The sequence below is a fragment of the Pseudazoarcus sp. NS20 genome, assembly GCF_059703745.1.
In genome coordinates this window covers 434,155-460,927 of sequence record NZ_BAAKIY010000004.1, presented here as the reverse complement: position 1 = coordinate 460,927, position 26,773 = coordinate 434,155, and the positions used below count along the sequence as shown (strand labels likewise).

The following is a 26,773-nucleotide window of genomic DNA, read 5'->3' as shown; positions in this document are numbered from 1 at the left end:
CGCCGTAAGACCATGACCATCACAATCGAAAACTTCAAACAGCTCGACCTCGGTGCCCCGCTTCTCGCGGCACTGGAAGAAGTCGGCTACGAAACCCCGTCGCCCATTCAGGCGGCGTGCATCCCGCCGCTGCTCGCCGGCTCCGACATTCTCGGCGAAGCACAGACCGGCACCGGCAAGACGGCCGCGTTCGCGCTGCCCGCACTGGCCGGCATCGACCTCGCCGACAACCGCACGCAAGTGCTGGTACTCGCCCCGACGCGCGAGCTGGCCATCCAGGTGTCCGAAGCCTTCCAGCGCTACGCCAAGCACATGTCCGGCTTCAATGTGCTGCCCGTGTACGGCGGCCAGAGCATGGTGGTGCAACTGCGCCAGCTCAAGCGCGGCGCCCATGTCGTGGTCGGCACGCCGGGCCGCATCATGGACCACATCGAGCGCAAGAGCCTGGTACTCGACAACCTCAAGATGCTGGTGCTCGACGAAGCCGACGAAATGCTGCGCATGGGCTTCATCGACGCGGTTGAATGGATTCTCGGCCACACCCCGGCCGAGCGCCAGACCGCGCTGTTCTCGGCCACCATGCCGGACCCGATCCGCCGCATCGCCCACCGCTACCTGCGTGACCCGCAGGAAGTGAAGATCAAGGCTTCGACCACCACTGTCTCGACCATCACGCAGAAGTTCTGCCAGGTCAGCGTGCCGCACAAACTCGACGCCCTCACCCGCATCCTCGAACTCGAGGACATGGACGCCGGCATCATCTTCGTGCGCACCAAGATCGCCACCGAAGAACTGGCCACTCGCCTCGAAGCGCGCGGCCATGCCGTCGGCGCACTCAACGGCGACATGACCCAGCAACTGCGCGAACGCGTGGTCGAGCAGCTCAAGCGCGGCGCGCTCGATCTGGTCGTCGCCACCGACGTCGCGGCCCGTGGTCTGGACGTGCCGCGCATCACGCACGTCATCAACTACGACATTCCGTACGACACCGAAGCCTACGTGCACCGCATCGGCCGCACCGGCCGCGCGGGCCGCCTCGGCACCGCCATCCTGTTCGTCACGCCGCGCGAGTTCCGCATGCTCAAGACCATCGAGCGCGCGACCCGCCAGAAGATCGAGCCGCTGCCGCTGCCCTCGCGCGAAGCCATTGCCGACCGCCGCATCGCGCTGTTCCGCGAGCAGGTCGAAGCCGTGCTGCAGTCCGACGACCTGGATTTCTTCCGTGACGTCGTCGCCAGCCTGGAAGCCGACGGCACGCACGAACTGCACGACATCGCCGCCGCACTGGCCAGCATGGCTACGCGTGATCGCCCGCTGCAGATGCCCAATGAAGGCAGCCGCGACTTCGCCAAGATGGACGCCGCCCCGCAGCGCTCGTCCGACGACCGCCCGCAACGCGACAACCGCGAGAAGATCCTCGAACGCCGCCGCGACTTCTCCGACGGCAAGCTGGTTCGCTATCGCATCGCCGTGGGCAAGAACCAGCTCGTCAGCCCGAAAGACATCGTCGGCGCCATCGCCAACGAAGCCGGCATCGAGTCGCGCTTCATCGGCCAGATCAACCTGTACGAAGACTATTCCACCGTCGAGCTGCCCTCTTCGCTGCCGGCCGACGTGATGGAAACGCTGTCCCGCCTGCGCGTGCGCCAGTTCGTGCTGCACACCCGCCCGCTGACGCCGGAGGAAGACGCGCACGCTGCCAGCAGCACGCGTGCTCGCCCGACGCCGCGCACCCGCGACGATGCTCCGTCCGACCGCCCGCCGCGCAAATCCTTCGGAAAACCCGGCATGGGCAAGCCCTTCGGTGATCGTGGCGACCGTGGTGACCGCCCGCCGCGCGCTCCGCGCAGCGAATCCGGTGACCGCCCGTTCCGCTCCGAAGGTGGCGACAAGCCGCCGCGCGCGCGCAAGAAGTTCTGATCACAGCAGCCCGCGGCCCCTTGCCTGAAGCGCGTTTGCACTCAGGCAAGGGGCCGCGTCTGCGTTAGAATGCGCGGCTACGCCCGCAGGGGCACCCTGCCGGGGTGGTGAAATTGGTAAACACAGCGGACTTAAAATCCGCCGGCGCAAGCCTTACGGGTTCAAGTCCCGTCCTCGGCACCATGGCTGATTCAAGGCGGAAACCGCGGTGATCGTCCTCAACCTCAGTTGCGACAGCGAACACCGCTTCGAAGGCTGGTTCGCCAACGCCGACGCGTTTTCCGACCAGTGCGCCCGCGGGCTGATCGAATGCCCGCACTGCGGTTCGACCCGCATCGAGCGCCGCCCCTCCGCCCCGTACGTCAATACCGCCATCAGCCGCCGCGACTCCGCACCAGCGCCCGTCGCCACGGCCTCAAACACGCCACAGCAACCCGATCCGGCACAGATCATCGCCGCACTGCGCGTCGCCGCACGTGCAGCGGAAGACGTAGGCGAACAGTTTCCCGAAGAAGCCCGCCGCATTCACTACGGCGAAGCAGAAGCGCGCAGCATCCGCGGCCGCGCCAATGGCGATGATCTCGGCGAACTGTTGGAAGAAGGCATTCTGGTGCTGCCGGTGCCGGACGAACCCTCCGTCCAGTAAACCTCCCGGTCAGAAGGGCCACGGCCCCGGAAAACGGTCGATGTAGCTCACATGGCTGACGAGGCCCTGCTCGCCAAACCGGTGCAGGGTGATGGCCGGCGGCTCCAGCACATAGCCCAGCGACGCTCCGGCCTCCAGCTCCAGCGATATCTGGTGCGCGGTGGAATTGGCCACCCGCACCGGCACCCCGGCCAGCATGCCCTGTATGTTGCGATGCACATGGCCGCACACGATGGCCTGCACGCCTCCGTGATTGGCCAGCAACGAAGCCAGACGTTCGCGCCCTTCCAGCAGACCGCAGGCATCCATGGCGTCGATGCCGGTATCGATGGGCGGGTGATGCATGAAGATCACCACCGGCACCTGCGGACGATGCGCCAGCGCGGTTTCAAGCCAGTCGAGCCGTGACGCATCCAGCGCGCCGGACGAGCAGCCGGGCACCGAGGTATCCAGGCCAATCAGGCGCAAGGCAAAGGATTCCACCGCATAAGAAGCGTGCCCGCACTCGCGCGCCGGCACCCAGGCCGGCAGGCAGCGGCGCATCATCTCGGCCGAATCATGATTGCCCGGCACCGCGAACACCGGCATCGGCAAACGCGCCAGCAACGCCGCCGCCACGTCGTATTCCAGCGGGTCACCGTGCTCGACCACATCACCGGTGAGCAGCACCACATCGGGCTGCGGGCGCTGCGCCAGCAGCGCTTCCACCGCACGCTTGAGGCACTCCACCGGATCAAGCCGGCGCTGCAGGAAGTCGGCATCACGGCTGATGTGGGTATCCGTGATCTGGGCAATCAGCATGCTTTCACCAAGGCAACAGAACAAACTCGCCATGCTGCGCGCCTTTCGTGACGCCGCGATGACATCGCCAGAATTTCAACAATCTCCAACATATTGAAAACTGATTTCGACAGGTTTCAACAAACCTTCACGCCGCCGTAACCTTCGCCGCTCAGAGTTCGCTCGCCGGACGCCACCTCATTCCACCGTGGCCCGTCCCGCTGCAGTCCCGCCTCGTCAATCATCGCAACCAAGGACACGCAATGAGCACGAACTCACGCACCGTCTCACGCCGCAGCTTTCTGGGCAGCGCGGCCACGCTTTCCGTCGCCGGCATGCTCGGCGGCATCCCGCTGATCGCCTCGGGCAGCCAGCAGGTCAAACTCCAGTTCATGTACCCGATCGGCGTGTCGGGCGACATCAACCGCATCGTCTCCGGCATGATCGCCGGCTTCAACGCCGCCCACAGTGAATTCCAGGTGGAGGCGATCTACGCCGGCACCTATGACAACACCGAACAGAAAGTGATGACCTCGCTGGGCGTCGGTGATCCCCCGGCCACCTGGCTGCCGATCAATTCCGCCCTGCAGACTTTCCTGCTGATGGACGCGCTGGAAGACGTCACCGCGCTGGCCAAGGCCGACGACATCTATCAGGACTTCCTGCCCGGCTTCCTCGGCTCGTGCATTTCCGATGACAAGCTCTACGGCCTGCCCTTCCAGTGCAGCACGCCGGTGGTGTACTACAACAAGGCGGCCTTCGCCAAAGCCGGCATCAAGAGCACGCCCAAAACCTGGGTCGAGTTGATGGAGACCGCCCGCGCGCTGACCATCCGCCAGGGCAATGACGTGCAGCAGTGGGGCCTGACCATCGGCGGTGGCTGGCACGACTGGATGTTCGAATGCTACGTGCGGCAGAACGGCCTGGTGCCCTGGACCAAGGACAAGGTGATGTTCGATTCGCCCGAAGCGCTCGACGCCATGGAGTTTTGGCTGAAGATGGTGCAGGCCGGCGTGATGCCCAGCGCCTCCACCTGGCAGGGTTCGGCCAACGACTTCATGGCCGGCCGCACCGCCATGCTGTATCACTCCACCGGCTCGATGACCAACCTGCGTAAATCCTCGCCGTTTGAAGTGGGCGTGATGCCGCTGCCGTTCAGCAAACAGCCGGGTGCCAGCATGGGCGGCGGGCCAATCCACATTGCCAGGAACCAGCCCGACGCCCACAAGCGAGCCGCCTGGGCCTTTGCCCGGTGGATGACCAACACGCAGAACCAGTCGATGTGGTGCAAGGAAACCGGTTACCTCGCGGCGCGCAAATCGTCGTGGGAAAGCGACGAGATGAAGGCCTTCGTGGCCGAGGTGCCGGAATCGCGTATCGCGCTGGATCAGGCCGAGTTTGCCGGCGCGTTCCTGCAGGTGCCGGGCTACCACAAGGTGCGTGAGTACCTGAAGAGCGCCATCGACCGTACGCTGGCCGGCGAGATCAAGCCGGATGCCGCGCTGATCGAGGCCAACACCCTGTCGAACCGCGAAATCCAGCGCCTGCTGCGCCGCCGCGGCTGATGCCCCACGCCCCGGCGCGCACGCTGCACGCGCACCGGGGCGCGTCTTGCTGAACCCTACGTACCTGCCCCTTACCGGACACCGCCTTCATGTCCTTGCTGCAACGCGAATCCCTGCGCGACATCCCCGTTGCGGCGGCTTTTTTGCTGCCGTCGCTGGTCTTTCTTGCGCTGTTTACCTACTGGCCCATCCTGCGCTCGATCTGGTTCAGCCTTCACGACGTGATGCTGGGCTCGAACGACATCTTCTTCCTCGGGCTGGAGAACTACACCCGCCTGCTGGGCGACGGGCTGTTCTGGAAATCCTTCCGCAACACCGCCTTCTACACGCTGCTGACCATTCCGCTGTCCATCCTGTGCGCCCTGCTGCTGGCCGTGGCGCTGGACAGCAAATTGCGCGGCATGTCGTTCTACCGCTCGGCCTTCTTCTACCCGGTGATGATCCCGTCGGTGGCGGCCGGCATGGTGTGGGTGTTCCTGTACGCCCCCGGCTACGGCCCCATCAACGGCGCCATGGCCGCACTCGGCCTGCCCAAGCTGGAATGGCTGTACGACAGCACCTGGGCGCTGCCCGCCATCATCGTCATGAGCATCTGGAAGTATTCCGGCTACTTCATGCTGATCCTGCTGGCCGCGCTGCAACTGGTGCCACGCGATCTGTACGAAGCCGCGCGGCTGGACGGCGTATCGGCCTGGCGCCAGCTGATCCACATCACCGTGCCGCTGATCTCGCCCACGCTGTACTTCGTCATCATCATCGGCGTGCTGCACTCGTACCAGATCTTCGACTACGTCTTCGTCATGACGCACGGCGGCCCGGCCGACGCCACCAACGTGCTGACCTTCTACATCTACCAGAACGCCTTCCAGTACCAGGACATCGGCTACGCCGCAGCCGTCGCCAACTGCCTGCTGCTGTTCATCATCGGGCTGATCGCACTGGTGGCCTTCACCTTCGGCCGCCGCGTGCACTACCTCGGCAAATGACGGAAATCCCCATGCTCAAGCAACTTCGCAAACACTGGCCGCATCTGGTGCTGCTGCCGCTGGCCCTGCTGTGGGTCAGCCCCATGCTGTGGATCGCCGTCACCTCGCTGAAGACCCGTACCGAAGTCTTCGATGCCACCGCCGGTTTCTGGCCGCAGGTAGCACAGTGGGCCAACTACCCGCAGGCGTTGTCGATTGCCCCGTTCGACACCTACCTGCTCAACTCGGTGCTGGTCACCGGCGGCATCATCGCCGCGCAGCTCGTCACCATCACGCTGGCCGCCTATGCCTTTGCGCGCCTGCGTTTTCCGGGCAAGGACTTCATCTTCGGCCTGTTCCTGCTGCAGATCATGTTCCCCATCTACGCCACCTTCCTCACCAACTTCGTCACCGTGCGCGAGCTGGGGCTGATGAACTCGCTGTGGGCACTGATGGTGCCGTTCGTGGCCAGCGGTTACGGCACCTTCATGCTGCGCCAGGCCTTCAGGCAGGTGCCCAATGATCTGGCGGACGCCGCACGGCTGGATGGCTGCGGCCACCTCAGCACGCTGTGGCACGTGTATCTGCCGTTGGTGAAACCCACGCTGGTGGCGTTCGCCATCATCTCGGTGGTCACCCACTGGAATGACTACATGTGGCCGCTGCTGGTCACCAACAGCGAATCCGTGCGCACCCTGCCCATCGGCCTCGGCCTGCTCGCCAAGGCCGACAGCGGCGCCGACTGGACGCGCCTGATGGCTGCCACCGTGGTGGTGGTGTCCCCGCTGCTGCTGTTCTTCGTGATCTTCCAGCGCCGCTTCGTCGACAGCTTCATGCACGCCGGCCTGAAGTAAGCACACAACGCATCCAGAGAACCCAACATGGCCCACATCTCACTGCAATCCATCCACAAGGCCTACGGCAAGAACGCCGTGGTGCACGACCTCAACCTGGAAATCGAAGACCGCGACTTCACCGTGCTGGTCGGCCCGTCCGGCTGCGGCAAATCCACCACGCTGCGCATGGTCGCCGGGCTGGAGGACATCAGCGCCGGCCGCCTGCTGATCGACGGCAAGGACGTCACCGACGCCCCGCCGCAGCAGCGCGACATCGCCATGGTGTTCCAGTCGTACGCGCTGTATCCGCACATGACGGTGCATCGCAACATGGCCTTCGGGTTGATGAAGACCACGCGCCTGTCGAAGCAGCAGATCGACGCCCGCGTGCGTGAAGCCGCCGACATCCTGCGCATCACCGAGCTGCTCGAGCGCAAACCCAACGAGCTGTCCGGCGGCCAGCGCCAGCGTGTGGCCATCGGCCGAGCGCTGGTGCGCAAGCCCAAGGTGTTCCTGTTCGACGAGCCGCTGTCCAACCTCGATGCCAAGCTGCGCAACCACATGCGCGCCGAACTCAAGCGCCTGCATGCCGAACTGGGCCTGACGGTGATCTACGTCACCCACGATCAGGTCGAGGCCATGACGCTCGGCACCCGCATCGCCGTGATGTCCGGCGGGCGCCTGCAGCAATACGGCACACCGATGGAGGTATACCGCCAGCCGGCCAACACCTTCGTCGCGTCGTTCATCGGCGCGCCGGAAATGAACCTGCTGCCGGTCACCGGGCGTCCGGTGGCGGGCGGCGTGGTAGCCGATGCGGATGGTTTCGACCTGCTGCTTGCCGGCTGCACGCTGCCGGCGCTCACCACCGGCATGCTGCTCGGCCTGCGGCCGGAAGAAATCTCGGTGAGTTCCGCCGACGCCACCCCGCCTGGCGACACCGTGGCCGACGGCACCATCGAACGCATCGAACTGCTCGGCGCCGACGCGCTGGCCGAGATCCGCGTGGGCGCACACCGCGTGGTGGCCCGCATCGGCACCGAACACCTGCCGCAACACGGACACCGCGTGCGCATCGGCCTCGACGCCCGCCGCGCACGCCTGTTCGACGCCACCACCGGACACCGCCACGCATGACCAGCACCCCCGTTCTCAACGCCCGCCAGCAACGCATTCTCGACAGCCTCGCCCAGGCCCCGGCGCGCAGCACGCTGGACCTCGCCCGCGAGCTGGACGTCTCCGATCAGACCATCCGGCGTGACCTGCGCATGCTGGCGCGAGACGGCACGGTCGAGAAATACCACGGCGGCGTGCGCCTGCGCGCCGACAACAGCGAGCCACCGTTCGCCCAGCGCCTGCGCACCCAGGCGCTCGCCAAGGAGAGCATCGCCCAGGCCTTCGAGCGCACCGTGCCGGACGCTGCCACGCTGTTCCTCGACAACAGCAGCACCGCCTGTTTCGTGGCACGACGGTTGGCGCGACGCAGCGGGCTGACAGTGATCACGCTGTCGCTGGAAGCCGCGCGCATCCTCGCGGAAGGCGGCCAGGAGAACCGCATCATCGTGCCTGGTGGCGAGTTGCGCGCCGCCGACATGACCATCGTCGGCCGCAGCGCCATCGACTTCGCTGCGCGCTTTGCGCCGGACTGTTTCGTGATGTCGGTCGCCGCACTGGCCGAAAACGGCGACTGCATGGATTTCGACCTGTACGAGGCCGAATTCAAGTCCCTGCTCATGCCGCGTGCGGCGCAGATCGTGTTGCTGGCGGATTCATCGAAGTTCAGCCGCAGCGGGCTGCTGCGCACCTGCGGGCTGGACGCGGTGGATGTCTTCGTCAGCGATACCGCAGCGCCGCCGTGGATTCACGATGCTCTGCGGGCAGATACGTGCGTGCTTGCAGGTGACAACCAATGAGCCATACCCCCGACGAACTGGTGTTGTTCGACCTGGACGGCACGCTGCTGGAAGGCGATTCGGAAATCGCATGGACCGAATTCCTCGCCGCACACGGCCACCTCGACAGCAGCACCCAGCAGCACGAACGCAGCGTATTCGAGGCCGCCTACAACGCCGGCACACTGGACGCCGCCGCCTTTCTCGAACTGCACCTTGCTCCGGTACGGCGGCTCAGGCATCAGCCACGTACATGGTTCGACCACTGGAATGCGCGCTTCCAGCGTGACGTCATACTGCCGATGATCCGCCCCGCAGCACGGCACCTTGTTTCATCGCATCTGGAAAACGGAGCAATGGTGGCTCTGCTCACCGCCACCAACGATTTCCTCACTGCGCCCATCGCGCGCGAGCTGGGCATTCCCCACCTCATCGCCACACGGCTGGAACACTCGCCGGACGGCAGTTTCACCGGCCATGCGATTGGCGCTCCGGCCTTCCGCGAAGGCAAGATCACACGTCTGGACGAATGGCTGGCCCCCCAAGGGCTGAATCTGAGCAGCTTCCGCCGGAGCTGGTTCTACAGCGACTCGTGCAACGACCTGCCACTGCTGCGCCGCGTCAGCCAGCCGGTGGCCGTCGACCCCGACCCCATCCTGCGAGTCGAAGCCGGAACGAACGACTGGCCGATTCTGTCGCTGAGGGGGGGCGCACACCTCACGACGCCGACACTACCGGGCGCTCACGTGTAGAAAAGCGTGTGCGCAGACCATCCAGCAGCAGGTACACCACCGGCGTCGTGTACAGCGTCAACAACTGGCTGACGGCCAAGCCACCAACGATGGCGACACCCAAGGGGCGTCGCAACTCCGCCCCCTCGCCCACGCCCAGCGCCAGCGGCAATGCGGCCAGCAGCGCCGCCAGGTTGGTCATCAGGATCGGCCGCAGGCGCAGCAGCGCGGCACGCTGGATCGATTCGAGCGACCCGAGACGCAGGCGGCGCTCGCCATCGAGCGCGAAATCGATCATCAGGATGGCGTTCTTCATCACCACCCCGATCAGCAGGAACAGCCCCAGCAAGGCGATCAGACTGAATTCGATGCCGCCCAAATGCAGCGCCAGCAAGGCTCCTACGCCGGCCGAGGGCAGCGTCGACAAAATCGTCAGCGGATGCAGGGTGCTTTCATACAGCACGCCGAGCACCAGATACACCGCCACCAGCACACCGAAGATCAGCCACGGCTGATCCTGCAAGGTCTGCTGCAGACTGCGCCCTTCACCACCGGGGCGCGCAATGATGTCGGTGGGCAGCATCAGCCGCGCCAGCAGGCCGTCGATGGCCTGTTGCGCTTCGAAGGCCGTGACGCCCTCGGCGAGTTCGTATTCCACCCCCACCACCGCAAACTGGTCGGCGTGGTGCACGCGATCACCGGTCAGTTCGTTGCGGTAGTCGATGAACGCCGACAACGGCACCCGCCCGCCATCGCCGGTGATCACCTGCAGGCGTTCGAGTACGCTGGCGTCGGCCGTGTGACGCGGCTCCAGCTCCATCACCACGCGGTACTGGTTGAGGCGGCCATACAGCGTAGCCACCTGCCGCTGCGAGAAGGCGTTGTTCATCAGGTTGGCCACCAGCTCGGTGTCCACGCCCAGACGTGCGGCGGCCTCCCGGTTGATGTCGACCACCACCTGTTGCGCCTCCTCGTTGCCGAAATCATCGACGTCGGCCAGTTCGGGCAAACCACGCATGCCGTCGGCCACCTTGCGCATCCACTCCACAAGACGGGGCAGATCGTCCCCCAGCAACAGCAGCTCCTCGCCACGGCTGCCGAAGGGCGTGGACAATTGCAGATCCTGGGCGACACCGAGGATCAACACGGCCCCCGGTTCGCGCGGGGCATTGCGACGCAAGCGCTCCAGCGCCACCTGGGCGCTTTCACCGCGTTCGGCGAGCGGCTTCAGGCGCACCATCAACCAACCGTTGCTCACACCGCCACCGCTGCCACCGCTGGTGGTCACGACCTCGGCCACTGCCGGATCGGTCAGCAGGTAGTCGCGCATGCGATCGATCTTGGGCTGCATCACCTGGAACGAAAACCCGTCGTCACCGCGTACCAGCCCGTGTAACTGGCCGGTATCCTGCTGCGGCAGCATGGTTTTCGGCACCGCGTTGTAGAGCCACAGATTGAGCGCCACCACCGCGCCGAGGATGAGCAAGATTGCCCACGCGTGGCGCAGCGCCCAGCCCAGGCTGACGGCATAGCCGTGCTGCAGCTGCGCGAAGGCGCGGTGCGCCATTGCACCGATGCGGCCATCGTCACGCGCACCGCGGGCGCGCAGCAGATGGCCGCTCAGGCCCGGCGTCAGAGTAAGCGACACCGCCAGCGACACCAGCATGGCCATCACCAGCGTCAGCGAGAATTCACGGAACAGGCGCTCCACGACGCCGCCCATGAACAGGATGGAGACAAACACCACGATCAAGGCGAGATTCATCGCCAGCAGGGTGAAGCCCACCTCGCGCACACCCAGGATGGCGGCACGATAGGGACGCATGCCGTTGGCAATGTGGCGCTCGATGTTCTCGACCACCACGATGGCGTCATCCACCACCAGCCCGGCGGCCACGATCAGCGCCATCAGGCTGAGGTTGTTGAGCGAGAAGCCCGCCAGGTACATCAGCGCGCAAGTGCCCACCAGCGACACCGGCACCGCCAGACTCGGAATGGCCGCAGCGCGCAGGTTGCCCAGAAAGCCCCAGACCACCAGCACCACCAGGGCGCCGGCGATCCACAGCGTGAGCCACGCTTCGCCGAGCGAGGCACGGATGCCGGGTGAGCGGTCCACCACCACGCTCAGCTCGGTGTCCGCCGGCATCAAGGCCAGCAGCTCTGGCATGCCGTCACGGATGCTGTCGATGGTGGCGACGATGTTCGCGCCCGGCTGGCGGTTCACGGTCAGCAACACTGCCGGGGCGCGATTGTGGTAGCCGCTCGCATAGCGGTTTTCGACACCGTCGGAAACCCGGGCCACGTCGGACAGGCGCAACATGGCGCCGTCTTCGTGGCGGATCACGAGACGGCGGAAATCTTCGGCGGTGCGCAGATCCGGCCCGGCGCCGATCTCCCAGCGCCGCTCACCGGCCTCGACCACGCCCAGCGGCAACTGGGCATCCGCATCGGCAATCGCGCGCCGCACCTCATCGAGCGCCACGCCCAGCGACACCAGCTTGTCCGGATCAAGCTGCACGCGCACCGCCGGCAGTGCGCTGCCGCCCACCGTCACCTCACCCACGCCGGGAATCTGCGAGATCTTCTGCGCCAGGATGGTCGAGGCCAGGTCATACAGATGGCCGGGGGCCAGATTGGGCGACGACAACGCCAGCACCATGATCGGCGCCTGCGAGGAATTCACCTTGCGGTAAGTCGGTGTGCCCGGCATGCCGGCCGGAAGCTGACTGACGGCGGTATTGATGGCCGCCTGCACCTCGCGCGCGGCGTCGTCGATGTTGCGGTCCAGTTCGAAGGTCAGGCGCACGCGCACCGAGCCCTGGGAAGCCGAAGCCGTCATCTCGACGATGCCGGCGATGGCGCCCAAGGCACGCTCCAGCGGCGCCGCCACGTTGCGCGCCATGGTCTCGGGGCTGCCGCCCGGCAGGTTTGCGCTGATCTCGATCACCGGCATGTCGACCTGCGGCAAAGGCGCCACAGGCAGCAGACGCAACGCCAGCAAGCCGCACATCAGCAGCGCCAGCGCGAGCAGGCAGGCGCCCACCGGGCGCCGCACGAACAAACTCGCCAGCGCTTTCACGCAGCCCGCTCCGGCACCGCGGATTGCCCCTGCCAGCGACGCGACAGACGGTCGAACAGCAGATACACCACCGGCGTGGTGAACACGGTCAGCACCTGGCTCACCAGCAGCCCGCCGACCATCACGATGCCGAGCGGCTGGCGCAGCTCGGCACCCGAGCCGGAAGCCAGCATCAACGGGATTGCCCCCACCAACGCGGCCAGGGTGGTCATCAGGATGGGGCGGAAACGCAGCAGGGCCGCACGCCGGATGGCCTCATGCGGCGACATCTTGAGCCGACGCTGCGCATCCAGCGCGAAATCCACCATCATGATGCCGTTCTTCTTGACCAGCCCGATCAGCAACACGATGCCGATCACCGCGATCAGGTCGAGCGGACGCCCCGACAGGTGCAAGGCCGCCAGCGCGCCCACGGTGGCCGACGGCAGGGTGGACAGGATGGTCAGCGGGTGGATGGTGCTTTCATAGAGCACGCCGAGCACGATGTACATCGTCAGCACTGCGGCGAGCAGCAACCACAAGGTATTGGCAAGCGAGGCGCGGAACGCCTCCGCCGCCCCCTGGAAGCGCATGTCGATCGACGTCGGCAGGCCGATCTGCGCCAGGGTGAGCTCGATGGTTTCCACCGCTTCGCCCAGCGACACGCCCGGCGCCAGATTGAACGACAGCGTGACGGCGGGAAACTGCCCTTGCTGGTGAATGGCCAGCGCCACCGGACGCTGTTCGAAACGCGCCAGCACCGCCAGCGGCACCGGCGTGCCATCGGCCGCGGCCACGTGCAGCGCATCCAATGCGTCCGGGCCGGGTGTGCGCGTGCGCTCGGCCTCCAGCACCACACGGTACTGGTTGGCCTGCGTGAACAAGGTGGCGATCTGGCGCTGACCGTAGGCCGAGTGCAGCGCGTCGATGATGTCTGACGTGCGCACGCCGTGGCGCTCGGCAACATCACGGTCGATGGAGACGAACAACTGGCGCCCGTTGCGCTGCAGATCGGTGGCGACGTCGATCAGTGCGGGCTGTCTGGCCAGCGCGTCGAGCACGCGAGACACCCATTCCACCAGCTCGTCCTCATCCGGCGTGGACAGCGTGAACTGGTACTGAGTGCGGCTCACGCGGTCTTCAATCGACAGCTCCTGCACGGGCTGCAGCCAGGCTTCGATGCCAGCCACGTCCGCCATCGCTGCCGACAGCCTGCGCCCGATGCGCTCCGCGCTGTCGGCACGCTCGCCGTGCGGTTTCAGATTCACCAGCATGCGCCCGCTGTTGAGCGTGGCATTGCCGCCATCGATGCCGATGAACGATGAAAGCCCCACCACGTCCGGGTCGGCCAGCGCCACCTCGGCCAGCGCCTGCTGACGCCTGGCCATCGTGCCGAAGGACACACCCTGCGGCGCTTCGCTGATGACCTGGATCACCCCGCTGTCCTGCACCGGGAAGAAGCCCTTAGGTACCGTCACGTAGAGCACCGCGGTGAGCCCCAGCGTGGCCAGCAGCACCAGCAGCGTGGCGGTCTGGCGCGCCAGCACCCAGTCCAGCCATACGCCGTAGCGCCGCAACAGGCGGTCGAAAAAGCCGTCGCCGGTGCCCGGCTCGGCCTCGCCCTGCCCCTGCGCCTCGCCCAGCATGCGCGCGGCCATCATCGGCGTCAGCGTCAGCGACACCACCAGCGAGATCAGGATGGCCACGGCCAGCGCCACCGCGAACTCGCGGAAAAGACGCCCCACCACATCGCCCATGAACAGCAGCGGAATGAGCACGGCCACCAGCGAGAAGGTCAGCGACACCAGAGTGAAGCCGATTTCTGACGCCCCTTTCAGCGCAGCCTGCAGCGGGGTTTCACCCGCCTCGCGATGGCGGGCGATGTTCTCCAGCATCACGATGGCGTCATCCACCACGAAGCCGGTGGCAATCGTCAGCGCCATCAGGCTGAGGTTATTGACCGAAAAACCCGCCAGATACATGAACGCAAAGGTGCCCACCAGCGACAAGGGCACGGCGACGCTCGGGATAAGCGTCGCCGACACGCGACGCAGGAACACGAAGGTCACCAGCACGACCAGGGTCACCGCGAACATCAGTTCTTTCTGCACCCCCCACACCGAGGCGCGGATGGACTCGGTACGGTCGGTCAGGACGGCCACATCCGCCGCCGCCGGCAAGGTGGCGGTAAGGCGCGGCAGTATCTCGCGCACGCGCTCGGCCACGTCGATGACGTTGGCACCGGGCTGACGCTGCACGTTGATCAGCACCGCCGGCACCTGCACCGCCTCGCCCTGCGCGCACTCGACGGCGGCCCCGCCGTCGGGCGCACGGCACACGCCGGCCCAGGCGGCCTGGAAACGATCTTCCGCCCCCTCTTCCACGGTGGCCACATCGCCCAGCCGCAGCGGCGCACCGTCACGCCAGGCGACGATCAACGCGCGGTAATCGTCCAGCGAACGGATCTGGTCGTTGGCCTCGATCATCACGAAACGGTACGGGCCGTCGAGGCTGCCCTTGGGCTGGCTCGAGTTGGCCGCGGACACCGCCGAGCGCAGCGCTTCCAGCGTCAGGCCATGCGCAGCCAGAGCGCGCGGGTCGGCCTGGATGCGCACCGCGGGGCGCTGACCGCCAGCCAGGCTGACCATGCCCACGCCGGACAACTGCGCGAGCTTCTGCGCGATGCGCGTATCGACCAGGTCATGCAACTCGGTGAGCGGCAAGGTCGCCGACGAAACGGCCAATGTCAGGATCGGCGCATCGGCCGGATTGACCTTGCGATACACCGGCGGCGTGGGCAGGTCATTGGGCAGCAGGCTGGAAGCCGCATTGATGGCGGCCTGCACTTCCTGTTCGGCCACGCCGATGTCGACTTCAAGCGAAAACTGCAGGGTGATGGCCGAAGCACCGGCGGAGCTGGTGGACGACATCTGCCGCAAACCCGGAATCTGTCCCAGCCGGCGCTCCAGCGGCGCCGTGACGGTACGTGCCACCACGTCGGCCGATGCGCCGATGCGGAAGGTCATGACCTGGATCACCGGATAATCGACGCTGGGCAAGGCCGCCACCGGCAACATGCGCCACGCCAGCAAACCGGCCACGAGCATGGCGATGGTCAGCAGCGTGGTCGCCACCGGCCGCAGGATGAACGGGCGCGACAGGCTCATTGCGCAGCGCCGTCGGCATTGCTGTCGAGCACCACCTCGCGTCCATCGCGCAAACGGTCGAGCCCCTCCAGCACGACCGCCTCACCCTCCACCAAACCGTCGAGAATCGCCACGCGGCCGTCATTCACGCGCCCGACTTCGATTTGGCGCACGCGCGCCTTGCCCTGCTCGATCACATACACATACTGGCCGCGCGCACCGTATTGCACGGCATCGGCGGGAATCGTCACGCTCTCGCGATCCACCCCCACGCGCAACCGCACATTCACGAACTGGTGAGGGAACAGCGCCTCGTCCTCGTTGGCGAACTCAGCCTTCATGCGCACCGTGCCGGTCTGCACGTCGATGCGGTTGTCCACCGCATCCAGCACGCCACTGGCCAGCAGGGTCCGACCACCGCGGGCGAATGCATCCACCACAAGCGAGCGCCCCTCGCGCAGGGCCGCTCGCACGTCTGCAAGCTCGTGACCGGGGATGCTGAAACGCACACCGATGGGCCGCATTTGCACGATGCTCACCAGTTCGGAGTCATTGGCGACCATCACGTTGCCCACATCGATACCACGCAGACCGAGCCTGCCGCTGATGGGAGCCTCGATGCGCGTCCAGCCCAGTTGCATGCGCGCCTCGGCCACGCGGGCCTCAGCAGAGAGCACCGCCGCGCGGGATTCGAGTGCAGCAGCTTCGGCCGCATCGACCTGCTGGCTGGCAATCGAATCTTCTTTCAGCAAGGCCTGCGCACGCGCCAGCTCACGCTCGGCATTGCGCCGCCGCGCCACCGCCTGGGCCAGATCACCCTCCGCCTCGGCCAAGGCCACGCGGTAAGGCTCAGCATCGACCTCCGCCAGCACCTCGCCGGCTTCTACCGCCTGCCCCTCGGAAAAGAACACGCGCCGTAACGGGCCTGCCGCGCGGCTGCTCACCGCCACCGCGGCCAACGGCGTAACGTCGCCCACCGCATGCAGACTGAGCTCCAGGGCCCCGGCTTCGGCCGGCACTGTCCGCACGGGCACCGGAGCGCTCCACGCATTGAATGGCGCAGAGGGCGCTGGTGCCGCATCACGCGTCATCCACCACACGCCGGCACCCACCAAGCACGCCACCAGCCCCACCACGATGAGGCTGCGCGTCGGCCTCCGACGCATTCGAGATTCAATCATTCTCAGTCTTTCGTTATCCGCACCGACGATGGTGCGGCGTTTCCGTCACACGCTCGACGCCAGCCCTAAGGCTTGCGCTTGCGGCATACCGGACATCCCTCACCGCATGTCACGCTCACCAACAAGCGATAATCGCCAAGCGCGAATCCTGCGCCGCTCACGACTTCACGCAACAGCGCATCCAGCCGCGCATCCCGCAAAACCCGCTCCGTGCCGCACACGTCACACGCCACCCGCGCCGAGGGCAGCGTGCCGGCCTCTTCATACACCCGCCGCCCGTTTTCGTAGCGACTGATGATCAGGCGCGCCGCATCAAGTTGGCGCAGTGCGGCATACACCGTCGAGAGCGACAACACCTCACCTCGCTCGAACAAGGCCTTCAACACGCGATCTGCCGGCATGGCTTCACGCACGCCACGCACGAACACACTGAACACGAGCAAACGCGTCTGAGTTGCGCGCACCCCGGCCTGCTCAAGCGCGGCCTGGGCCTCCCGCAATCCCGGCTCGACGCCCTGCACAGCGCGGCGGGAGCGCCGCGCAAGCGAGGCTCGCGACAAGGTCGCTGATGGAACGGCGGTTCGTGATGAAACATTCGGCGAAGCACGCATGGCAATCCTCTCGAGTCATTCTGACGACCGACCCGCCACCCTGCTCCGCATCACTTCGCGCAAGCAGAAAACGCCGGACCTCTAATTCACATGTCGTTCGAGAGCGCCAAAACGAGCGCGTTCACACACTTTGTTACAAGCCTTGCGCATACCGAGAAAACCACAATCGGCCGCATTCGGCTTTACCGTGACAAAGCGGCTGGATTATGATTGATATCGATTCTCATTACAATTATCTCTCGGCAATGCCACCGCCGCACGTCTCATGACACACCCCATTGATGCCAGGCACACGCTGCACACGCTGTATTCCGACCACCACGGTTGGCTCAGCGGATGGCTGCGACGCAAGCTCGGCAACCGCTTCGACGCAGCGGATCTGGCCCAGGACACCTTCGTGCGGGTCATGCGTGCGCGCAACGCGCAGGAAATCCGCGAGCCACGCCAGTATCTGGCGACCATCGCACGTGGCCTCGTGGTCGATCTGTATCGTCGCCGGGCGCTCGAGGAGCACTACCTCGAACTCCTCGCCTCGCTCCCCGAGCCACAGTGGCCGTCACCGGAAACCCGCGCGCTGATCCTTGAAACCCTGCTCGAGATCGACGCCATGCTGGCCGGCCTCGGGGCGCGGGTGCGTCAGGCCTTCCTGCTCTCGCAGTGCGACGGCCTGACCTACCCGCAGATCGCCGCGCAACTCGGCATTTCCGTACGCACGGTCAACAAGTACATGGCCACGGCCATGGAACATTGCTGCCTGTATCGCCTGCACCAGACATGAACACCCCTTCCGCTCCCCCCGCCCTGCGCGAGGCGATACGCGCCGCCGCACTTTGGTATGCACGCCTGGGCGACCCCTCGGCATCGGAGGCCGACCGCAACGCCTGGCGCGCCTGGCTCGCGGCCGCACCCGAGCACCGCAGCGCCTGGCAGGAGGTGGAAGCCGTCTGCAACGGCGCCCGCAACGTGCCCGCCGGCCTGGCCGCACCGACGCTCGGCCGCCTGCAGGCACGCCGCACCGTGCTCCGCTCACTGGCCATCGCAGCGCTCGTGGCCCCCGTGGCATGGGGCACGTACCGTGCGGCACCCACCGCGCAATGGCGTGCCGACTTGCGCACCGCCACCGGTGAGCGCCGCCGCGTGATGCTGGCCGACGGCTCGGCCGTCACGCTCGATACCGGCAGCGCCGCCGACGTGCACTTCGACACCCGACAGCGCCTGCTGCAGCTTCATGCCGGGCGCATCCTGGTTGAAACCGCCCGTCATGACGCCTCTGGACAAGCGCCTCGCCCGTTCATCGTCGAGACCCGGCACGGCCAGGTCGAAGCCCTCGGCACGCGCTTCAGCGTGCGCACCGATGCCGGTTCAAGCTGCGTGTCGGTGCTGCGCTCGTCCGTACAGGTCACCACGTCCGCCCGCACGCAGCCACCGGTGCTGGTGCATGCGGGAAGCCGCTTGCGCTACCACGCCAACGGTGCGGAGCACGTCGAGGCCACGACGCCGGCAGCCGAAAGCTGGACAGAGGGCCGCCTGGTCACCGTCGACCAGCCGCTCGGCGAGCTGGCCGCCGAGCTCGCACGTTACCGGCGCGGCCACGTCTCCTGCGACCCGCGCATCGCGCAAATCGCCATCTCCGGCGCTTTCCCGCTCGATGACACCGACCGTGCCTTCGACCTCATCGCTGCCGCATTCCCCGTGCGCATCACGCGCTTCACGCAGTTGTGGCTGAGCCTGACGCCCGTGGCTTGAAAAGATATTTCGCTCCGGGTGCACTTTCCGGGCGCCTGCATCGGCCCTCGGTCATCGACACACACACTCGAGACCAAGGAGCCCGCATGACTTCGCGCAACACGCCACCGCCCGCCCGGCATCCGCTGCGGCGAACCCTCCACTGCGCACTGATCGGCCTCACCGCAGCCACGGCCTGGCCCGCCGTGGCGCAGCCTGCGCCGCGCACGCCACCAGCCGCCGAGCAGAGGGATTCGCGCCATTTCGACATTGCCGCCGGCACGCTCAGCGACGTACTGGCACGCTTTGCCGGCGACGCCGGCGTGGCACTCACCTTCAATGCCGCGAACCTGCGCGGCATCCAGTCGCAGGGCCTGCAAGGTCAATTCAGCGTCGAACAGGGTTTTGCGCTGCTGCTGGAGGGAAGCGGCTTCGAAGCCATGCATCGTGGCGGAGGCAACTACCTGCTGCGTGAACGCCCGCACGGCGAAACCACGCTGGCGCCGATCAACGTCACCGCTGCCGCCCCGTCGCCCACCACCGAGCACCACACGGGCTACGCCTCCACCGCCGTCACCATCGGCAAGGGCACGCAGCGGGTGCGTGACATTCCGCAGTCGATCAGCGTCGTCACGCGGCAGCGCCTGGAAGACCAGAATCTCACCAGCGTGGCCGGCGCCATGCGCCAGACGGTGGGCATGACCGCAACCGACTTCGGCAGCGGCACCGCCGAAATCTCCGCCCGCGGCTTCCAGCTTGATTCGATCCAGATCGACGGCTCCGCGGTGCAGACCGGCATGGGAATGTGGGGAACGTCGCTATTCGATCTGGCGCTGTACGACCGACTTGAAGTGATGCGCGGCCCGGCCGGCATTCTGCAAGGCTCGGGCGAACCCGGCGGCGCCATCAACCTTGTGCGCAAACGCGCGATGGCTGCCCCGGCGCTGCGCACCACGCTGCAAGCCGGGTCGTGGGACCGCTACCGCAGCGAAGTGGATGCCACCGGCGCCCTGGACGAAGATGGCCGGCTGCGCGCTCGCGTCGTAGCCGTCTATGAAGACAGCAAATCCTTCATCGACCACGTCTACGCCCGCAAGCCGGTGCTGTATGGCACGCTCGAATACGACATCAGCGATGCCACCACGCTATCTGCCGGCATCACCACGCAACGCATGACCGGCCGTCCGCAGATGGGCCTGGCGCAGCATCCCGACGGGCAGGTCGCCGATCTGCCGCGTTCGACCTTTCTGGGTTCGTCGTGGGACAAGAAGACCGAAGAGGCCACCATGCAGTTCGTCGAGGCCGAGCACCGCCTGGAAGACGGCGGTGAAGCCCGCATCCGCTTCAGCCACACGGATCGCGACTACACCCTGCTGTCCAGCGCCTTCGGCGACAGCTTCATCGACCCCGCCACGGGCGACATGCTGCGGCGAGCGATCTACAGCCGCGGCAAGATGCGCGACACCGGCGTGGACGCCTCCCTCACCCGCCCCTTCACCGCCTTCGGGCGGGAACACGGCATGACCGTGGGCGCGGATGCGCGCGTGCACAATCGCTGGGTCTTCTACCGACAGATCAACGGACTGCCGCAGAACGCCTACGACCCGGATTACTCACTGCCACGCCCGGTGTTCCCCGACACGCCGCCCACAGAGCACCGCAACACGCAACATGGCGTACACGGCAGTCTGCAACTGCGTGTCGCCGACCTCACCCAACTGGTGGTCGGCGCACGGGTGAGCAACTGGAAGCACGACAACAAGACCAACCCGGCCGCCAGCTACCGCGTGCGCAATGAAGTCACGCCCAACTTCGCCGTCATCCAGGAGATCTCTCCGGCGTACTCGGTGTACGCCAGTTACGCCGGCATCTTCCAGCCGCAGAGTGCGCAGAGCGTCTCGGGCGCACTCGACCCACGCACCGGCAAGCAATACGAGATCGGGCTGAAAGGGGATCTGGCCGGTGGCCGCGCCCTGTTGCACGTCGCGGCCTTCCGTATCGACGACGAGAACCGCGCCATCGCCGACCCGGCCAACCCCGGCTTTTCGATCAACGCCGGCAAGGTGCGCAGTCACGGCTTTGAAGTCGAGCTGAGCGGGCAGATCAACGAGCGCTGGAACCTGATGACCGGCTACGCCTACAACAAGAGTCGCTACGTCGAAGCGCCGGCCGCCCAACAGGGCACGGATTTTTCACCTGACACGCCCGAGCACAGCGTGAAGCTGTGGAACACCTATCGTCTGTCAGGTACGCCCACGCAGGGCTGGGCACTGGGCGGCGGGCTGGAATACAGCAGCGGCGTGTATTCGGGCAACCGTACGGTGCAGTGGAAACAAGGGGGCTACGTCATCGCCTCAGCCAGCGCCAGCTATCGCTTCGACGCCCACTGGGCCCTGACACTCAACGCCGAGAACCTCTTCGACAAGAAGTACTACTCGCGCATCACCGCAGGCGGCCGCCAGAACTACTACGGCGACCCACGCAACTTCATGCTCACGCTGCGCGGGCAGTTCTGAACGAAGCGGCCCCGCATCCTGCCGGATTCACGGGGCCGTTGGCACGGAGGGACTGACGTACGCACGAACGATAGTACGGCTTCGGGTGTGGTGGCGGGACGGTGTCACGACACCGCGAAAACCGGGCTCTGCCTTGTCCCGGTGCGCGGCGCCGACGGCCCATTTCAGGCAGATGCGCCGGCCGGCAGCGCCGGCAAAGCCGGCGTGGCCCCGCCTACCAGCAGGCAGTGCTTGCCGGCACGCAGGCAGTACTCCTGCACACGCCGGCACGCTTCGAGCCCGACCTGGCTGATCTGGCACACCACCAGGTCGGCCGCCGCCAGGCAGGCTTCGAACGCGCCGTAATCACGCGCGCTGGCCGGAGGCGGATGCAAGGTGAAGGCGCCGCCGGAGCGTTCGATCATGGCACGCGCCGCCTCGACTTCGTGCTCCGAGCGGCCCAGGCACAACACCGACTTGCCGCTCAAGCCGGGCAACACACCACCGAGCAGGCGCGGACGGGCCGGGGCGCGCGACACTCCGCGTTCGCGCATCAGATCCTGCATGCGCGCCACCAAAGAATCCACACGACGCGCCAGCTCGAAGCGACGCGGCAGGCCAGGCGCGGCCGCTTCGAGCGCCGCGCGCTCTTCTTCGGCAAAAGCCAGCGCGGTGCGCTGCACGATCATTTCGCCACGCATGCACATCATCTCGGCCCGCAAGCGCTCGATTTCTGCCGCCTGCTCGACCAGCAGCGTCTCGCGGCCCGGCACCGGCGCGCCAAACTGCCCCGTCAGCACGCGCCCTTCAGGCGTTGCACGATCTTCAGAACGGGCACTCATCATCGACTCCTTTGTTCCCAGCATTGCAAACTGGGCGCCATTATCCATGAGAACAATTCTCAACAAACCTCCCGCAAAGAATCGATACACCGCGGGCCCGGCGCACCCAGCTACGGCGCGTCCCCCCGCTGCTCCGCTCCCGTTTGCATGAAACTCGCAGTCGCGGGCGACAGGCGGGCAATGTCGACCTCCACGTGATGCACGCTGCCATCCATGCCTTCAACGGTGAGCCACAGACCGTCATCGACACGTGCCGTGGGCGCGATCTGGATCTCCACCTGTCGCTTCCAGGGAGGGCCGGCGAACACCATGCCCGCTCCGCGCAGCGAACGCGGTTTGCGAATCTTGAGATAGGCCTCGCGAATCTGCGCGTCGCACGCTTCGCAGAAACGCACCTGGAAGCCTTTCATGGCTGTACCCAGAGCCGATGCCACGGGCGGCTTCTGCTCGATTTCGGCGATGACGAAACTCCACGGCCCGACCTGGCCGGCCAAGGCATCGCTGCGCTGGACCGGAGCTGGCGGCACCTGGGTGAAGGCCCACACCATGAACAATGGCAGCGCTGCCAGACCGGCCCAGCACACTCCCCGCCACAGCCGGCCCGACACGCCGCGCACCATCGGGCCGTCCGCCGCATCAAGGCTTGGCGCGACGCGACGCGCTGCGGGACCACGCCGTGCGGCAAAGCGCGGCAATACCAGCAAGGTCAGCGGCACCGTCGCCACCGTCAGCGCGGCCACCCACTCGACGACGCCCACCGACGCCCCCCAACCCAGCATGCCGAGCACCAGGGCCACGCCCAGAAGCACCCAGCCCACAACGCGCAAGACGAGACGGCGCGCCGGCACAGGCGCGCGGCCCAGCACATCGCGGGCGTGCCGATCCATGGACATCGCCAATGCCACGAACGCCGCCACACTGACCATCGAAAGCGCCAGGGCCATCATGCAGCCCCCCCGCCCATCAACCAGCCGTTGAGCAGCACGAAGATTGCAGTCCAGCCCGCAATGCCGACCCATGCACGCACGGCCGAGCGCGTGACGAACACCCACATCGCGACCGCCGCGTAGATCACGAACCCCAGCATGGTCGCCACACCCACCGCCTCGGCTCGCGGCAACGGCCATACCAGCGCCACAAACACGATGGCTGCCCACGTGAAGGCGTAGCCTCCGATGGACGCAGCCACCACGCGCGACAGCACCGACCAGCGATGTCGGGCGGATTCAGACATGCGCTTCATGCGGCACCCTCCGTCGGATTCCAGCGGCGTTTGAGCTTGCGCAGCAGGTACAGAAAAGCAGCGGCCAACCCGAGCGTGGTCAGGTCGAAACCGGCCAGCGCCCAATCGCCATGCGGCACGGTGACGCCAAGATGGCGATCCGTCGTGAAGTAATTGAGCACCGGCAGCAGCGCGAAGGCAGCCACCGCCAGCCACAGGATCTCGCTCCACGCGCGGCGCAGCGGACGCAACGAGGCATACAGAAAAAGCCAGCCCCACACCGCGAACATCACGTGCGCCTCCCAAGGCGCGCGGTCCGCCATGTCTACCGGCAGCAAGCGGTTGGCCCAGAAGTACGCCGCCACGGCCACCGGCAGGCCGGCAAGCGTCGCAACGTTGAGCACTTCCACCAACCGCAGTCCGGTCGCATCGACGATGGAAGCGGTGTCTGCGCCCTTCTCGTGGCGCTTGCGCCGCTTCACGGTCCACAACACCAGACCTGTACCGATCATCGCGCAGCCGAGCAGCCCGGAGCCGAAGTACACCCAGCGCAGCCACGGCCCGGCATACAGCCCTTCATGCAAGGCATACAGGACATTGCGCGTCTGGCCGGAGGCGTGCTTGCCGGACAGTTGCGGCAGCGCAGCCCCGCTTTCGGCGTCAAAGCGCAATTCCTCGGGCTGGCGAAAGTCGATCTTGCCCCCGTGGACGCGCTGCAGCGTCACCGTCGCCACCGCATCTTCGGGATGTTGCACTTCGAGCGCGATCACCTGCCCGGCACCCCACTGCTGCTCCCCGCGCGCAACGAATTCGTCCAGCGGCAGCGGCGGGCGCTGTACGGGCTCGAACATGCGGTTGCGGTCGAGCTGGAAGAACTCGTCGATGAAGACACGCACTTCGGCCTGCGAACTGCCATACAGGGTGAACACCGCCCCCGGCATGTACTGCAGCGGGAACAGGATCAAGCCGCTGTACGTGATCATCAGGAAGAACGGCAGCGCCATCACGCTCACCACGTTGTGGGCATCGAGCCACGAGCGCTGCCCCTTGCCGGGGCGGAAGGTGAAGAAATCCTTGAAGATCTGCTTGTGGGTGACGATGCCCGAGAGGATGGCGATGAACATCATCATGGTGCACACGCCAACCAGCAGGATGCCCACCGTCGTCGGCATGTAATGCAGCAGGTAGTGCATGCGGTACAGCAACTGCCCGCCGCGCGTGTCGCGCGGCTCGACATCGGCTATCGGTTCGCCGCTCGAGACGTCCAATCGCTCGTCGCCACGCCGCCCCTGATCACGCCCGAACTCGGGCATTTCCTCCCACGCAATGCTCAAGCCACGCGGGCCGCGCGGCGCCACTGCCTCGCCCGGCAACTCGATGCGCCAGGACTTGGCCCCCGGCGCCACGCTTTCCAGGCGGTCGAGCGAGCGCTCCAGCATCGCGCCACGGTCGGGCACGACCACCTTCTCGGCCATCGGCAGTTCGGGCCGCATCCAGCGGTCGATCTCGTCGTCGAAATAGCCGGCCGTGCCGGTCACGAACACGAAGAACAGCACCCAACCCGCCAGCAGACCTACCCAGGTGTGCAGCCACGCCATGCACTGGCGAAAACCATCTTTCATCCAATCCTCTCGGGAGCTTCATTCGTTCACGGAAAACAGCGCAGCCTCTGAACGAGATGCCGCGCGAGGGGCCGACGGCCACACAGCCTTCGTGCCTTACTGGTGATGCCGTACAAACACCTCGAAAAGCGCCACATAGAAACACTTGCTTACATATTCGCAAATTGTCCATCCATGAGGTGGCATGCCTTGCGGCCTGTGAGGTTTTTGCATACCTTCCTCACACCCCCACCGAGGAATGACGAGATGTCACGCTGGCACTGGATCCTGATGCACATCTCGCGCCGCTTATGGTTGCGCGCCGCCTTCATCGGCTTTCTGGGGGTTGGCTCGGCAATGCTGGCTGCTGCGGCCGAACACTTTTTCTCGTGGGAGCCGCCGTTCGACATCGGCGCAGAGGCGCTTGGCAACATCCTCAACATCATCGCCACCAGCATGCTGGCGGTCACCACCTTTTCGCTCGGGGTGATGGTGTCCGCCTTCACGGCCGCCACCAACACGGTCACGCCGCGCGCCACACGTTTGCTGGCCGAAGACCTCACCACGCAGAACGTGCTGTCCACCTTCATCGGCACCTTTTTGTTCGCCATCGTCGGCATCGTGGTGCTTGAGGTGGGCGCCTACGGGCCACGCGGGCGCGCCATCCTGTTCACGCTCACCATCTGCGTCATTGCCCTCATCGTGGTATCCCTGCTGCGCTGGATTCACCACCTGACCCACTTCGGCCGTGTCGGCGACACCACCGCCCGCGTGGAACACGCCACGCGCGTGTCGCTGGAAGAGCGACTGCGCGAGCCGTGGCTGGGCGGCCAGCCGATGCCCGACCCCGCAAGCACGATCCCCGCCGACGCGCTCGCGCTGCGTACGCCCAAGGTCGGCTACGTACAGCACATCGACATGCCCGCGCTGGCCGAATGCTGTGCCAAGCACGATATCCAGGTGTTCCTGGCGGTGTTGCCGGGCACCTTCGTGTATGCCGACAGCGCCCTCGCCCATGTGCGCGGCGCCTCCGGCGACACCCAAGCCCTCCTCGACACCCTGCGCGAGACCTTCACCCTCGAAGATCAGCGTGGCTTCGATCAGGACCCGCGCTACGGCCTGGCCGTGCTCAGCGAGATCGCGCTGCGTGCACTGTCACCGGCCATGAACGACATCGGCACAGCCATCGACGTGATCGGCCGCTGCACGCGGCTGCTCAGCCTGTGGGCCGAAGGCTGCGACCAAGCCGCCGACGTGAAACCCGGCTACCCGGCGGTGCATGTACCCCCGTTGCGCAATGCCGATCTGTTTCAAGACGCCCTGATGCTGATCGCCCGTGACGGCGCGGCGCAGGTCGAAATCCAGCTACGCCTGCAGAAGTCGCTTCGCGCACTCGCCCGCATCGGCAACGCGGACTTCCGCGAAGCTGCGCGCGAGCAGGCCCGCATGGCCCTCGACCGCGCCGAAGCCGCGCTGGAACACGACACCGACAAGGCCCGCGTGCGGGCGCTGGCCCTAGAAACGCTCGCCGGTGGCTGATGTATTTTCGCCGCCCGC

Annotated in this window: 20 protein-coding genes, 1 tRNA gene and 1 pseudogene; 13 read left to right on the top strand and 9 right to left on the bottom strand. The window is 66.3% G+C overall.

From position 1 onward, the window contains the following. Positions 1-12 precede the first annotated feature (12 nt). The 3 genes from AC6H0W_RS13915 (at position 13) to AC6H0W_RS13905 (ending at position 2,566) form a co-directional block, all read left to right on the top strand. Positions 13-1,920 carry a DEAD/DEAH box helicase gene (locus tag AC6H0W_RS13915; protein ID WP_497577780.1) on the top strand — a complete coding sequence of 636 codons (1,908 nt, stop codon included), beginning with the start codon at positions 13-15 and terminating at the stop codon, positions 1,918-1,920. 98 nt (positions 1,921-2,018) lie between these two features. After that, positions 2,019-2,103 (top strand) — tRNA-Leu (locus AC6H0W_RS13910). A 25-nt stretch (positions 2,104-2,128) separates the two neighbouring features. Next, positions 2,129-2,566, top strand: coding sequence for a DUF1178 family protein (locus tag AC6H0W_RS13905; protein WP_497577779.1), 438 nt, complete (start codon positions 2,129-2,131; stop codon positions 2,564-2,566). A 9-nt stretch (positions 2,567-2,575) separates the two neighbouring features. Here AC6H0W_RS13905 and AC6H0W_RS13900 read toward each other — a convergent pair whose 3' ends face one another. Then, positions 2,576-3,367, bottom strand: a complete 792-nt coding sequence (locus AC6H0W_RS13900) for a phosphodiesterase (RefSeq protein WP_497577778.1) — start codon at positions 3,365-3,367, stop codon at positions 2,576-2,578. 242 nt (positions 3,368-3,609) lie between these two features. Here AC6H0W_RS13900 and AC6H0W_RS13895 point away from each other — a divergent pair, with 242 nt between their 5' ends. The 6 genes from AC6H0W_RS13895 to AC6H0W_RS13870 all read left to right on the top strand — a co-directional run bounded on the left by AC6H0W_RS13895 (position 3,610) and on the right by AC6H0W_RS13870 (position 9,356). Then, positions 3,610-4,911, top strand: coding sequence for an ABC transporter substrate-binding protein (locus AC6H0W_RS13895; RefSeq protein ID WP_497577777.1), 1,302 nt, complete (start codon positions 3,610-3,612; stop codon positions 4,909-4,911). A gap of 89 nt (positions 4,912-5,000) precedes the next feature. Further along, positions 5,001-5,897, top strand: a complete 897-nt coding sequence (locus tag AC6H0W_RS13890; RefSeq protein WP_497577776.1) for a carbohydrate ABC transporter permease — start codon at positions 5,001-5,003, stop codon at positions 5,895-5,897. An 11-nt stretch (positions 5,898-5,908) separates the two neighbouring features. Beyond that, complete coding sequence (locus tag AC6H0W_RS13885; RefSeq protein WP_497577775.1) at positions 5,909-6,730, top strand: carbohydrate ABC transporter permease; 822 nt, start codon at positions 5,909-5,911, stop codon at positions 6,728-6,730. A gap of 27 nt (positions 6,731-6,757) precedes the next feature. Further along, complete coding sequence (locus AC6H0W_RS13880) at positions 6,758-7,849, top strand: ABC transporter ATP-binding protein (protein ID WP_497577774.1); 1,092 nt, start codon at positions 6,758-6,760, stop codon at positions 7,847-7,849. After that, entirely contained in the window at positions 7,846-8,625 is a 780-nt protein-coding gene (locus tag AC6H0W_RS13875; protein ID WP_497577773.1) for a DeoR/GlpR family DNA-binding transcription regulator, read from the top strand. The genes AC6H0W_RS13880 and AC6H0W_RS13875 overlap by 4 nt, the downstream gene beginning before the upstream one ends. Further along, entirely contained in the window at positions 8,622-9,356 is a 735-nt protein-coding gene (locus AC6H0W_RS13870) for an HAD family hydrolase (RefSeq protein WP_497577772.1), read from the top strand. Before AC6H0W_RS13875 ends, AC6H0W_RS13870 begins: the two co-directional genes overlap by 4 nt. On the opposite strand, the gene AC6H0W_RS13865 is transcribed toward AC6H0W_RS13870, so the two are convergent. From AC6H0W_RS13865 to AC6H0W_RS13850, 4 genes are all read right to left on the bottom strand, one after another. Then, the gene (locus tag AC6H0W_RS13865; RefSeq protein WP_497577771.1) at positions 9,322-12,414 is read right to left on the bottom strand and encodes an efflux RND transporter permease subunit; all 3,093 of its coding nucleotides are present in this window, start codon (positions 12,412-12,414) and stop codon (positions 9,322-9,324) included. The two genes, AC6H0W_RS13870 and AC6H0W_RS13865, sit on opposite strands and share 35 nt — an antisense overlap. Beyond that, positions 12,411-15,560, bottom strand: coding sequence for an efflux RND transporter permease subunit (locus tag AC6H0W_RS13860; RefSeq protein ID WP_497577770.1), 3,150 nt, complete (start codon positions 15,558-15,560; stop codon positions 12,411-12,413). Before AC6H0W_RS13860 ends, AC6H0W_RS13865 begins: the two co-directional genes overlap by 4 nt. Continuing rightward, on the bottom strand, positions 15,557-16,720 hold the full coding sequence (locus tag AC6H0W_RS13855) for an efflux RND transporter periplasmic adaptor subunit (protein ID WP_497577769.1): 1,164 nt from the start codon (positions 16,718-16,720) through the stop codon (positions 15,557-15,559). The genes AC6H0W_RS13860 and AC6H0W_RS13855 overlap by 4 nt, the downstream gene beginning before the upstream one ends. Positions 16,721-16,785: 65 nt before the next feature. Next, positions 16,786-17,184 (bottom strand): transcriptional repressor, encoded by a 399-nt coding sequence (locus AC6H0W_RS13850; protein WP_497577768.1) that lies wholly within the window; start codon positions 17,182-17,184, stop codon positions 16,786-16,788. Positions 17,185-17,596: 412 nt separating this feature from the next. Between AC6H0W_RS13850 and AC6H0W_RS13845 the strand changes: the two genes are divergently transcribed. From AC6H0W_RS13845 to AC6H0W_RS13835, 3 genes and pseudogenes are all read left to right on the top strand, one after another. Beyond that, on the top strand, positions 17,597-18,109 hold the full coding sequence (locus AC6H0W_RS13845) for a sigma-70 family RNA polymerase sigma factor (RefSeq protein ID WP_497577767.1): 513 nt from the start codon (positions 17,597-17,599) through the stop codon (positions 18,107-18,109). Continuing rightward, a pseudogene (locus AC6H0W_RS13840) lies at positions 18,106-18,714 on the top strand (FecR domain-containing protein); the annotation flags it as partial. The gene AC6H0W_RS13845 and the pseudogene AC6H0W_RS13840, both read left to right, overlap by 4 nt. Before the next feature lie 449 nt (positions 18,715-19,163). Then, positions 19,164-21,572 (top strand): TonB-dependent siderophore receptor, encoded by a 2,409-nt coding sequence (locus tag AC6H0W_RS13835; RefSeq protein ID WP_497577766.1) that lies wholly within the window; start codon positions 19,164-19,166, stop codon positions 21,570-21,572. Between the two features lie 164 nt (positions 21,573-21,736). Here the strand turns inward: AC6H0W_RS13835 and AC6H0W_RS13830 are convergent, their stop codons facing one another. From AC6H0W_RS13830 to AC6H0W_RS13815, 4 genes are all read right to left on the bottom strand, one after another. After that, on the bottom strand, positions 21,737-22,393 hold the full coding sequence (locus tag AC6H0W_RS13830; protein WP_497577765.1) for a hypothetical protein: 657 nt from the start codon (positions 22,391-22,393) through the stop codon (positions 21,737-21,739). Between the two features lie 110 nt (positions 22,394-22,503). Then, positions 22,504-23,340: a DUF3325 domain-containing protein gene (locus AC6H0W_RS13825; RefSeq protein WP_497577764.1), complete on the bottom strand. Its 837-nt coding sequence runs from the start codon at positions 23,338-23,340 to the stop codon at positions 22,504-22,506. Further along, positions 23,337-23,636 (bottom strand): iron transporter, encoded by a 300-nt coding sequence (locus tag AC6H0W_RS13820; protein ID WP_497577763.1) that lies wholly within the window; start codon positions 23,634-23,636, stop codon positions 23,337-23,339. Before AC6H0W_RS13820 ends, AC6H0W_RS13825 begins: the two co-directional genes overlap by 4 nt. After that, positions 23,633-25,237 (bottom strand): PepSY-associated TM helix domain-containing protein, encoded by a 1,605-nt coding sequence (locus tag AC6H0W_RS13815; protein WP_497577762.1) that lies wholly within the window; start codon positions 25,235-25,237, stop codon positions 23,633-23,635. Before AC6H0W_RS13815 ends, AC6H0W_RS13820 begins: the two co-directional genes overlap by 4 nt. 246 nt (positions 25,238-25,483) lie before the next feature. Here AC6H0W_RS13815 and AC6H0W_RS13810 point away from each other — a divergent pair, with 246 nt between their 5' ends. Then, positions 25,484-26,755, top strand: a complete 1,272-nt coding sequence (locus AC6H0W_RS13810; protein WP_497577761.1) for a DUF2254 domain-containing protein — start codon at positions 25,484-25,486, stop codon at positions 26,753-26,755. The last annotated feature ends 18 nt before the right edge of the window (positions 26,756-26,773 follow it).